The organism is Parapedobacter tibetensis (genome assembly GCF_024704835.1).
Lineage (GTDB): Bacteria > Bacteroidota > Bacteroidia > Sphingobacteriales > Sphingobacteriaceae > Parapedobacter > Parapedobacter tibetensis.
This window is the reverse complement of record NZ_JAMXBE010000036.1, coordinates 1-9,491: the sequence shown is the minus strand read 5'-3', so window position 1 is coordinate 9,491 and position 9,491 is coordinate 1. Positions and strand designations below refer to the sequence as shown.

Below are 9,491 nucleotides of genomic sequence, written 5' to 3'. Positions count from 1 at the left end.
AGTTCAGAACATTAACTACATAGTCACGTGCGAGGTGGTCTTTGGCCAACAAACGCCTGGTAGTATTCACGAGGGAGTCCGGTTGAAAAGTAAGATCATTCTCAAACCTGATTTGGTACTCATTTTCTGCGATCTTTTTTACCGGGAGCACCCTTGATGTACTGTCGCCCGACTGTAAGAGCAGTTCATCTCCGATCCTGCGGAGCAAAACTTCCCTTCTGGCGATATCAAAGTCGTCACTGCCGGTCATACTGAAAGCCGCGCAGATTACAGAGATAAACAGAAGCAGCAATAATCCGTACAGGTACTTGCCTTTCCCCTCGAGCAGTTTTTCGCTATCAAACATAATATTTGCGATTTATTTACAAAGTTTACATTTTTATTTACAATTCTAATTTCTCAGGCTGAAAGATATCAAAGTAATTTCGCTGAATCAAATTGATATGATATGAAAAATAAAAGAAAAGTTTTGTCCAGCCTGATTATCATGCTGGCAGGAGTAATTTATTTCCCCGTACTGGCTCAGCAAAAAAATGGTGCTCAGGATGTCGTTTACCAGCTCGATGTTAAAAAAAGTAAACTGTTTTGGAAGGCGCCCAAAAACCAGCATAATGGTTTTATATTATTTAATTCGGGCACCCTTAGCAACTTTACCGCCGACAGGCCAACCCGGGGTACTTTCAGTATTAATATGAACAGTATGAGGAGTACCGACGAACCTACAGCCGCCGGGAGAAAAAAGGTTGACGATGAGCTGAGAAGCGAAGGCTTCTTTGCTGTTTCAAGATATCCTACAGCCACCATGCTCGTCAAACAGATACTTCCGGAACAGAACCCTGCTACCTATAGGGTTTCGGGTGAGCTGACCATCAAAGGTGTGACTAAAACCATTGAATTTACCACTATTATGAAGCAGAACAGCAGTACGATTACAGCAACGGCAAACATGAGCATTACCCGCGCAAATTGGAACATCAATCATCAACCGGAGCCCACATCCTGGAACATCTTTGGCCGCCTGAAAGACAATCTCGTTGACGATGAGATCCCGGTGAGTCTGGAGCTGGTGTTTACTAAGAAATGATTGTAAGGTAATAAAAAGAAAAATGAAGAAATACGCACACATTTACACCTTGTTCCTGATGTTTGTTTTTAACACTTCCTGTGAAGGACAAAACAAAGCTGACTCATCAAACAAAACTGAACTACCTAAAGATAATATCAACTCCGAAACCAAAGAGGTAATCACTTCCCACGGACCTGAAAGTATCACTCGAAATATCATACAAGATAGAAATGGTGACATTTGGATTGCGGCATTTGACAGTATTTTTCGGTACGATGGAAAATCGTTTATCAATATCACAAGTAAAGTGAGTTCGGCCCGCTTCTTTTCTGTTTTAGAGGATAGAAAAGGCAACTTGTGGTTCGGCTCTATTGGCTCAGGTGTTTATTATTACGATGGGAAATCCTTTCAAAATTTCACAACCAAGGAGGGACTTCCCAATAATGAGATTGGTTATATTTATGAAGATAAAATCGGCAACATCTGGTTCGGTGCTAATGGAGGAGCAAGCCGTTATGATGGGAAATCATTTCGGAATTATATCTTAGATGGAGATGCGATGAATGAAGATCGGACAGGGAAAACTTTTCCAGATTTTACACGCCCCCCTAATGAAGTTACTTCTATTATTGAAGACAAAACAGGCAAGTTTTGGTTTGGTACAAGGGGCGATACCTTCGTTTATGATGGAAAAACATTTACCGTTTTCACCCATAACGGCAAACCTTTTAGGAATGTGCGTACTATAATCGAAGATAAAAAAGGCAATATTTGGCTCGGTGGCAATGATGGACTTTGGCGCTATGACGGCAGCACATTTACCAATTTCACGCAGAAGTTTGTTGGTTATATAATCGAAGATAAAAAAGGCAATATTTGGCTCGGTGGCAATGATGGACTTTGGCGCTATGACGGCAGCACATTTACCAATTTCACGCAGAAGTTTGTTGGTTATATAATCGAAGATAAAAATGGAAACATATGGACTAGTTCAGAAAGGGATAATAGCCAAGCTTGGGCACTTTCCCGGTATGACGGAAAGTCCTTGTCTAATAAAAAGCCAACGGTAACCGAAATAGCAAGTAAACCAATGATTTTTGGGATTTTAGAAGCTAATGATGGGAGTATTTGGTTTGGCGCTTTAGATGGGGTGTATCGTTATGATGGCAATACCATTACTGACTTTAAAGGTAAACAGGTTAGGAAATAACTTTCATAGCCAATAATTTAAAAATGTTATGCAATGTCCCGCAGCAACCCCACCGTTACACCTCTGTCCCCTTAATTAGCAATACTGATTTTATAGATTGTTCTTTCAGACTCAGGAATTGTTTGCGTTCTTCATCTTTCATGAAGTTCTGAAAATCCTTTTCGCTGTCGAACGCTGCCAAATGGATTTCGTATGGTTTGTCAATGTTATGTTCTATAAAGGTGTTTTCGGTTGGTCTTACACGGAACAGAAGCCGTCCGTTATATTTTGAAATTGTTGGAATTGCGATGCTTTCAAATTCATCAAAAGTTCTTTCCTGCCCTTCAATTATATAAATCAATTGAGTTATCAGTATCATGTCATCCTTCAATTATTGTTCTGTCACTATTAGTGGTAGGCTGTGAAATTACAAGAAAGTCAAGTTGTTCGACAGTCTCATTTGCGATATAGTGTTTTGTTTGTGGTCGAACTAATATCCCTTTTTGCTCTGCTACGATTATCTTGTTGCCCTCTAAATAGAAAGTCGCTGTCCCTTTGAGAACAAAGAAAAATTGCTGGGCGTTAGTATGAAAATGTAATTGCTCTTTTGTACCACCTGGCATACGCTCTTGTTTGACGGACAATCCAACGGTATCAGCTAACACCCAACTGTCGCAATTGTTACCCCACAGATAATGTTCTGCTGTGTTTCTGTCAATTACTTCTCCCATTTCTTCTTTATAAATATTTTCTCATAAAAGCTTTTATCCAGTTCAACCGCTTCTTTTATCAGTCCGGCTAAAGCGGGAATATCGATTTCATCAACCGATTGATAAACCTTGTAGAAAATCTGTTTGTTAGTTCCATGTGTCAGATAGTTACTTTCATCTTTCAGGCGATTGCCATACCAAAAGCCGAACAATACCCCGCTTTTTATACCACTTCGGGGAACGGATGCGGGAAATATCAGGCAAATAGATCTGTTGCCGTAGAAGAACGGCACATTGTAAGATAATTTCTCCTTTCCGTATCCGTTTAAGGTTTCTATGGTTATCTGACGTAAAACGTCTGTCAGTAAGGCTTCATCTCTTGGAAGAAACCCAAACAATTCTACCGGCGATTGGAATTTTATCTGCGCTTGTGCCATTTGCTTGATTTGGTTACTTGCTATGCAATTTTTCTGGATAACGTTTCCTGGCAAAATACACGAAAGGCAGTCCAATAGCGCTCGCGATAAACCGCAAAACACGCATCGGTGACTTGCGAGTATGCCTCCACGCATTGGCAATTGGGAGCAGAATGTCGGGACTACAGACTATGAAGCCTGTTTTTAGGCTAGCCGCAGCCTTGCCCGGTACAGCGCCCCCGTAGTTTTGTGCATTTACTAAAGCCTCTTGGATAGGTAAACAACAACTGTGGTTCTTATATTCATGCCTTTTTAATTTCTGATTATGTTGATTTTCTTCCAATTTATAGAGACATCGTCTGTTTCAGGTTGCCACATGACAAGTTTTTTACTTTTTAAGGGTCAATAACAATTCGTCCAACTGCTGGAAATCTACCGTCATTCCCTCTTTAAAGCCCATCTCTATCTCTTTTTCGAGGTCGGCAAGTGTATCGTAAGTCAGCAGTATGTCTACCTGCACTTTATCCGCTTTCGGGGTAAAGTTGTTCTCCCATAAGTTTTGAGGAAGCGCAGGATTTACCGTGCCGTTTTCGTCGCAAAATCCGCCTTTTGAGGCAAATGATTTTTCTTTCTTGATAGCAAGAAAGTTGGCTTTGCTCCAATGCTTTTCCCCTTCAGGGCTTACCATTGCGTAGTGCCAAAATCCGCCTTCCCGAAAATCCATTGTCTTCGTTTCGGCTCTCCACGGTTGTGGCCCCCACCATTGGTCGAGCACTTCGGGGGTTGTCCACGCTTGCCAAACCAATTCAAGGTTCGCGGCAAATTCACGTGTGATGTGAATGGTGTTGTTTTCTTTGTTGACGGTGAAGTCGAATAATAATGCCTGGTTCATTTCATTTATTTTTTAGTGTCAGTAATAATTCGTCTAAATTTTTAAGATGTGACGAAAAGCCTTTTTTGTGACTGATTGTTGCCATTTTTTCAAACATTTCGGGGCTTTCATATTTTTCAGTCATCGTTACGCGTGTTTTGCCGTCCGTTTCGCTGAAAATTAGGGTGCATTCGGTACGCGGGAAATCCGGACTAACCATTCCGTTTTCATCGCTGAACGCCCTCAATTCCGTAATGCTTTTCTGAGGTTCAATTTTTTTGTAATCATACCGGCTCCAATGTTTTTTCCCTTCGGGGCTTACCAATGCAAAATGCCAGAAGCCGCCTTCACGGAAATCCAACGTTTTTGTTTCTGTTTTGTAAGGATTTGGAGCACACCACTGGTCGAGCAGTTCGAGAGTTGTCCACGCCTGCCATACCAATTCAAGGTTAGCATCGAATTCACGTTTTATGTGAATGGTTTTATTTTCCTTGTTTACGGAAAAATCAAATAAGAGATTACTAGTCATTTTTTCTGTTTTTTAATCGTTGCCAATAAGTTATCTAATTGATTAAATCTTGTTTCCCAGATTTTGCGGAACTGGTCCAGCCATTTATCTATTTCTTTCATTTTGTCAATTTCAAGTTGGTAATAAATTTCCCTGCCTTGTTGTTTTTGCGTTACCAATTCGCATTCAGTCAAAATGCGCAGGTGTTTAGATACGGCTTGTCGGGTAGTGTCAAAATGATCGGCAATGGCGTTGGGCGTCATTGCCTGTAATGCAATTAAGGCAATAATTGCCCGTCTTGTCGGGTCGGCTATTGCCTGAAAAATATCTCGTCTTGTGTTCATTATACAACTATATGATTGCAAATATAAGTGCAACTATTCGGTTTCGCAAATTATTTATGGAATTTTTGATATGGCTTTGGCTGAAGGAGGACAAGCCCTGTGTCATCAAAACCCTAAAATCATTAAAACTACCCCGATAAATATTGGCTAAAAGATTCTGTATTATACCAGGGGGCGGGTGTTGGTGGAGAATTTTCCGGCGTTCGATACCTTACCGGTTTGCTGAAAATTACAGAAAGCTTCATGTCGATTATCTCGACATTATTGCGGATCCATTTGGTTCATATACGTTAAAGAAGATAGGTAGTCGTTAGTACACGATAGATATCGTTCCTGTAAGTATTGATTTACCGCTGTCTCTTCCACCCCCGTAGTTTGTCTCCTTTTCCCAGCCCCATTGCCAGGTAGCAGTGGTATCTTTGTATAAACGACGATTAAAACAACACAGCATGGGAAAAATAATTGCAGGAATCAATATGACGCTTGACGGGTTTTGCGACCACACGTCCAGGATTGCAGACGATGAATTGCATCAGCATTACAGTGAACTACTGAGCAGTGCCGGCACCATTCTATACGGAAGGATAACCTACCAGCTGATGGAATATTGGCCACCGATCATAAAAAATCCTACCGGTAACCGAGCAATAGATGATTTCGCAGTGATCATGGACAGCATTCCCAAAATTGTTTTTTCCCAGACGCTAAGAAAAGTGGATTGGGAAAGTGCGAGGATCGCAACGCGAAGTCTCGAAGGCGAAGTTTTGGCACTCAAGCAACAATCGGATAAAGACATTTTGGTGGGCAGCCCGAGTTTGATTGTAGCTGCTAGGGAACTTAACTTAGTTGACCAATACCAACTCTGTGTACATCCCATTATCGCAGGGAAAGGCTTACCGTTATTTAAAGACATAGGCGATATGACGTTTCTGAAGCTCGTAAAGACCAAAACGTTCGGTTCCGGGGCCATCGTGCTGTACTACGAGCCGACAAAAAACACGGCCCGGTCAGTACAATAACCCCAGCCAAGTAAGCAATAAAAAAGACTCTGGGTTCAGATTAACGGCGTAGCTGTTTTTCGGTAAGATTACAGATCACGGTTTTCCCTTGAAACAGCCACGCCGATGGGATGACGACCAGCGCATTGAATACGGCGTGTGCCAAAATGGACCACCGCAGGCCATGTTTCAAGCGGAGGTAGGCCAGCAGGAATCCGCCAAGAAGCTGCGAACCGACGATAATCGGTGAAAGTGCATAAAACAATACCTCTTGATTTGCATAATTCGACAAATGATACAAGCCGAAGACCACACTGGAAACGTACACCGCAAGCTATTCTATTTCCTTCAAGAACATCAATCAGCTGAAGTTGAGAAGGCTAAAAATGGCAAATAGGCCATTTATGGAACAGGTTCATTTGAATTCAACAACCTCTCATTCTCTACTTCTGTCCCTAAGAAACTCATACCAAAAGTCAGTATGATGAATATAACTATTAGAAGCAAAAACATAAAGATTGAGGGAACAAACATGTTGATAAAATCCATTTGGCCCAACATACTATTGAAAAAATCCAGATAAATCATAATGGTATATACAATTAGAAAAAACACAGACAAAAGTATTCCTGTTTTAGCGTTTTTCCGTGCTTTTGACAGTTCAATATTGTACTCTTTTTGGATCTTTATCTGATCCATTATGGAGTCTTCTATGTTAAGCTTAAAATGATAGTCATAGTTCGAAAGCACTTTCTTAATATTCTTATCGGTAGTATCCATTTTTTAGTTGTTAAATTTAATGAACAGGACTAGAAAGCTTTTTCTAGCCCTATGTAACAATACTTTTATATTACTTTTCGTAAATCCCGTTAGTCTTACCATTTCAAGTATCGATTCTTCGTGTAAATAGTGAAGTTTTAACACCAACGCTTCTTTTGGCTTCATCAAGTCAAGGACTTCATCAATTTTGAGATTTCTATCAATCAAGTCCAATTTTTCGACCGCTTCGTTAAATTCGCTTGTATAATCCTTTATGTCGTCTTTGAAAGTAGAGGTTTCGATCGTTCTATTGGCTCTCTTTAACTGCTTCAACGATTCGTTCACGACAATTTTATAAAACCATGTCGAAAATTTTGAATCCTGCCTGAATGAAGGTAAGCACTTATATGCACTAATGAAAGCATTCTGCACTACATCCTTGGCGTCATTTTGGTCTTTCACCATGGAAATTGCAATTGAATAGCCCATCTCCTTATAAGCTTGTACAAAGTACCTAAATGCTTCCTTGTCGCCGCCTAGAATACTTTGGATATGTGAATTATCCAATTCTGCACTCACCTGTTCTTCTTTTTATTCACCATATAGGAAATAATAAAGCCCAGTCCTCCGAAAAGTAACAGAAACCCCGGCATTGTGATGTAATTGGGAATAGAGGTATACGTGCTGACTAAATATGATATGAAAACAGCAAGTCCCAATGCAAAAAAGAAAATTCCAAAGCTTAAAGCCTGACTGTTTGGAGGACTCGGTTCGTCATCCGAAATAATGCCATGTTCAATTTTTGACATGCGTTCTATGTGTCTACTCTTTACCACATAGAAAATCGTAAATGCTGCTGTCACCAGAAAGGCGACAATTACAAGTCCTATACCAACCATAATGTTTTTGTTTGTTTAAAATTATTTTGCGATTGGATACTTGCATTCTCGATTAGGTTACAGGATTTAAGAAATTAAAGCTAATAAAAAAGACTTGTAACCTTGGACTGGTAGCGTGTATCCAAGGAGTCTTATCTAAATAATTATCATGAAAAAGTCACTATTTAATTTACTTATTTTTTGTTCGATTACTGTTAAAGCACAAATCGGTCCCATTCCAGAAATCGAAAAATCTCTCACAAATTACTGCCAGAACGACAACTATAGTGGTGTAGTATTGATTTCCAAAGACAAGAAAATACTTTTGGAAAAAGCATTTGGTTATGCTCATTTAGGTTTCAAGGTGCCGAACAACCTCGAGACAAAATTCAATACTGCTTCAATGGGAAAGATGTATACCGCCATAGCCATTATGCAATTGAGGGAAAAAGCCAAATTGAGATTAGCCGATAAGGTGGGAGAAATACTTCCAGATTATCCCAACGAATCTGTCAGGGATAGTATTACGATAGAGCAACTTCTAACTCATACATCTGGTTTGAAAGACTTCTTCAATGAAAAATTTGAGTTCAAAGCAAAACATACGGTCAGGTCACTTCAAGATTATTTTGACTTTTTTAAGGATGAACCATTAAAATTCACACCTGGTAGCAAATTCAGCTATAGTAATGCTGGATATATCATTTTAGGAATGATAATAGAAAAATTATCGGGACAGAATTACTACGATTATGTAAAGGAGCATATTTATTTACCTGCTGGTATGGAGAATACGGACTGTTATGAAAATGACGCTGCAATTGAAAATCTTGCTGAGGGATATAGATATTTAGATGGTGATAATGTTTGGAAAACAAGCAACTATTCTAAAGGGGCCAAGGGCAGTTCAGCGGGTGGGTGTTATACTACAGCCCATGATCTTCTAAAATTTGTTACTGCTTTGCAAAATAATACCCTTATCTCCGCAAATAGTTTAGCTCTGATGATTTCTGATGAGCGGAAAAATGGCTATGTAGAAGGTTTTGAGCATGGTTATGGTTATGGGTTTAGTCTCAACAAATTTAACAAGGAAGATGTGTATGGCCACAACGGTGGTGCTCCAGGGGTGTCAGCAGAGCTGGATATTTATAAGAATTCCGATTATGTTGTTATTACACTTTCCAACCGCGGATCGCTGGACGGTTGGGTTCAGGTCAGAAGTATTATTCGAGAAGCTATAGCCGGACCAACAAAGGAGACAGACAAATATCTCGGAACCATGAATCTTATTGAAATTTATAAAGACAAAGGGTACAAATCAGCATTAAAATTCATGAAATCAATGGATGGAAATGTTGAAGGTCGTCTTTTGAATAGTTTGGCAAATAAATACCGTACAGCCAAAGAATATGATCACTCCATTGATGTATTAAAATTAATAATGGTCAATAATCCAGAATCATGGCATACTTTAGGTACTCTTGCTGATGTCTATCTCAGTGTAGGACTTAAAAGCGAAGCAATCAAAAAACTTAATGAGATTTTAGAATTAAATCCTGAAAATGATTGGGCTAAAGAAAGACTCGCGGAAATAATTGAAAACTAGCATGAGCATGGTTTAATTGCTGCAACTTTAAAACAGCAAAAATCCTAACAGCCAGTTAAAAACAATTAGGATCTTGATAAACAATATTTTGGCGGAAATGGCGAGAGTGTAACACCAACTGTGTCACTGGATAAAACGAATAAATA

Annotated in this window: 14 protein-coding genes and 1 pseudogene; 4 read left to right on the top strand and 11 right to left on the bottom strand. The window is 39.6% G+C overall.

The genetic code is table 11. The annotated features are described in order from the left end of the window. A pseudogene (locus NF543_RS24755) lies at window positions 1-346 on the bottom strand (winged helix-turn-helix domain-containing protein); the annotation flags it as partial. Window positions 347-448: 102 nt separating this feature from the next. Between NF543_RS24755 and NF543_RS24750 the strand changes: the two are divergent. Beyond that, complete coding sequence (locus tag NF543_RS24750; RefSeq protein ID WP_257670880.1) at window positions 449-1,084, top strand: YceI family protein; 636 nt, start codon at window positions 449-451, stop codon at window positions 1,082-1,084. A 22-nt stretch (window positions 1,085-1,106) separates the two neighbouring features. Beyond that, window positions 1,107-2,276: a ligand-binding sensor domain-containing protein gene (locus tag NF543_RS24745; protein ID WP_257957574.1), complete on the top strand. Its 1,170-nt coding sequence runs from the start codon at window positions 1,107-1,109 to the stop codon at window positions 2,274-2,276. 55 nt (window positions 2,277-2,331) lie between these two features. On the opposite strand, the gene NF543_RS24740 is transcribed toward NF543_RS24745, so the two are convergent. The 6 genes from NF543_RS24740 to NF543_RS24715 form a co-directional block, all read right to left on the bottom strand. Continuing rightward, window positions 2,332-2,634: a hypothetical protein gene (locus tag NF543_RS24740; RefSeq protein WP_257670878.1), complete on the bottom strand. Its 303-nt coding sequence runs from the start codon at window positions 2,632-2,634 to the stop codon at window positions 2,332-2,334. Between the two features lies 1 nt (window position 2,635). Then, window positions 2,636-2,986 carry a cupin domain-containing protein gene (locus NF543_RS24735; protein ID WP_257670877.1) on the bottom strand — a complete coding sequence of 117 codons (351 nt, stop codon included), beginning with the start codon at window positions 2,984-2,986 and terminating at the stop codon, window positions 2,636-2,638. Beyond that, window positions 2,974-3,402: a DUF1801 domain-containing protein gene (locus tag NF543_RS24730; RefSeq protein ID WP_257670876.1), complete on the bottom strand. Its 429-nt coding sequence runs from the start codon at window positions 3,400-3,402 to the stop codon at window positions 2,974-2,976. The genes NF543_RS24735 and NF543_RS24730 overlap by 13 nt, the downstream gene beginning before the upstream one ends. A gap of 367 nt (window positions 3,403-3,769) precedes the next feature. Beyond that, a complete protein-coding gene (locus NF543_RS24725; RefSeq protein WP_257670875.1) occupies window positions 3,770-4,273 on the bottom strand; it encodes an SRPBCC family protein in 504 nt (167 codons plus the stop codon). Window position 4,274: 1 nt separating this feature from the next. Then, the gene (locus NF543_RS24720; RefSeq protein WP_257670874.1) at window positions 4,275-4,781 is read right to left on the bottom strand and encodes an SRPBCC family protein; all 507 of its coding nucleotides are present in this window, start codon (window positions 4,779-4,781) and stop codon (window positions 4,275-4,277) included. Next, window positions 4,778-5,104 (bottom strand): ArsR/SmtB family transcription factor, encoded by a 327-nt coding sequence (locus tag NF543_RS24715; protein ID WP_257670873.1) that lies wholly within the window; start codon window positions 5,102-5,104, stop codon window positions 4,778-4,780. The genes NF543_RS24720 and NF543_RS24715 overlap by 4 nt, the downstream gene beginning before the upstream one ends. Before the next feature lie 449 nt (window positions 5,105-5,553). On the opposite strand from NF543_RS24715, the gene NF543_RS24710 reads away from it, so the two are divergent. Beyond that, window positions 5,554-6,123, top strand: a complete 570-nt coding sequence (locus NF543_RS24710; RefSeq protein WP_257670872.1) for a dihydrofolate reductase family protein — start codon at window positions 5,554-5,556, stop codon at window positions 6,121-6,123. 40 nt (window positions 6,124-6,163) lie between these two features. Here the strand turns inward: NF543_RS24710 and NF543_RS24705 are convergent, their stop codons facing one another. From NF543_RS24705 to NF543_RS24690, 4 genes are all read right to left on the bottom strand, one after another. Then, on the bottom strand, window positions 6,164-6,430 hold the full coding sequence (locus tag NF543_RS24705) for a CPBP family intramembrane glutamic endopeptidase (RefSeq protein ID WP_257670871.1): 267 nt from the start codon (window positions 6,428-6,430) through the stop codon (window positions 6,164-6,166). 74 nt (window positions 6,431-6,504) lie between these two features. After that, on the bottom strand, window positions 6,505-6,882 hold the full coding sequence (locus NF543_RS24700; protein ID WP_257670870.1) for a hypothetical protein: 378 nt from the start codon (window positions 6,880-6,882) through the stop codon (window positions 6,505-6,507). A 3-nt stretch (window positions 6,883-6,885) separates the two neighbouring features. Further along, the gene (locus NF543_RS24695) at window positions 6,886-7,440 is read right to left on the bottom strand and encodes an RNA polymerase sigma factor (protein WP_257670869.1); all 555 of its coding nucleotides are present in this window, start codon (window positions 7,438-7,440) and stop codon (window positions 6,886-6,888) included. Continuing rightward, window positions 7,437-7,760, bottom strand: coding sequence for a DUF6249 domain-containing protein (locus NF543_RS24690; protein ID WP_257670868.1), 324 nt, complete (start codon window positions 7,758-7,760; stop codon window positions 7,437-7,439). Before NF543_RS24690 ends, NF543_RS24695 begins: the two co-directional genes overlap by 4 nt. Window positions 7,761-7,908: 148 nt before the next feature. Between NF543_RS24690 and NF543_RS24685 the strand changes: the two genes are divergently transcribed. Next, the gene (locus NF543_RS24685) at window positions 7,909-9,345 is read left to right on the top strand and encodes a serine hydrolase domain-containing protein (protein WP_257670867.1); all 1,437 of its coding nucleotides are present in this window, start codon (window positions 7,909-7,911) and stop codon (window positions 9,343-9,345) included. The last annotated feature ends 146 nt before the right edge of the window (window positions 9,346-9,491 follow it).

Bases quoted from the DNA above. Each gene is read 5' to 3' on its own strand.
- NF543_RS24710 (WP_257670872.1), top strand. From the start codon at position 5,554: ATGGGAAAAATAATTGCAGGAATCAATATGACGCTTGACGGGTTTTGC.
- NF543_RS24750 (WP_257670880.1), top strand. From the start codon at position 449: ATGAAAAATAAAAGAAAAGTTTTGTCCAGCCTGATTATCATGCTGGCA.
- NF543_RS24720 (WP_257670874.1), bottom strand. From the start codon at position 4,781: ATGACTAGTAATCTCTTATTTGATTTTTCCGTAAACAAGGAAAATAAA.
- NF543_RS24745 (WP_257957574.1), top strand. From the start codon at position 1,107: ATGAAGAAATACGCACACATTTACACCTTGTTCCTGATGTTTGTTTTT.
- NF543_RS24725 (WP_257670875.1), bottom strand. From the start codon at position 4,273: ATGAACCAGGCATTATTATTCGACTTCACCGTCAACAAAGAAAACAAC.
- NF543_RS24715 (WP_257670873.1), bottom strand. From the start codon at position 5,104: ATGAACACAAGACGAGATATTTTTCAGGCAATAGCCGACCCGACAAGA.
- NF543_RS24700 (WP_257670870.1), bottom strand. From the start codon at position 6,882: ATGGATACTACCGATAAGAATATTAAGAAAGTGCTTTCGAACTATGAC.
- NF543_RS24730 (WP_257670876.1), bottom strand. From the start codon at position 3,402: ATGGCACAAGCGCAGATAAAATTCCAATCGCCGGTAGAATTGTTTGGG.
- NF543_RS24740 (WP_257670878.1), bottom strand. From the start codon at position 2,634: ATGATACTGATAACTCAATTGATTTATATAATTGAAGGGCAGGAAAGA.
- NF543_RS24690 (WP_257670868.1), bottom strand. From the start codon at position 7,760: ATGGTTGGTATAGGACTTGTAATTGTCGCCTTTCTGGTGACAGCAGCA.
- NF543_RS24735 (WP_257670877.1), bottom strand. From the start codon at position 2,986: ATGGGAGAAGTAATTGACAGAAACACAGCAGAACATTATCTGTGGGGT.
- NF543_RS24685 (WP_257670867.1), top strand. From the start codon at position 7,909: ATGAAAAAGTCACTATTTAATTTACTTATTTTTTGTTCGATTACTGTT.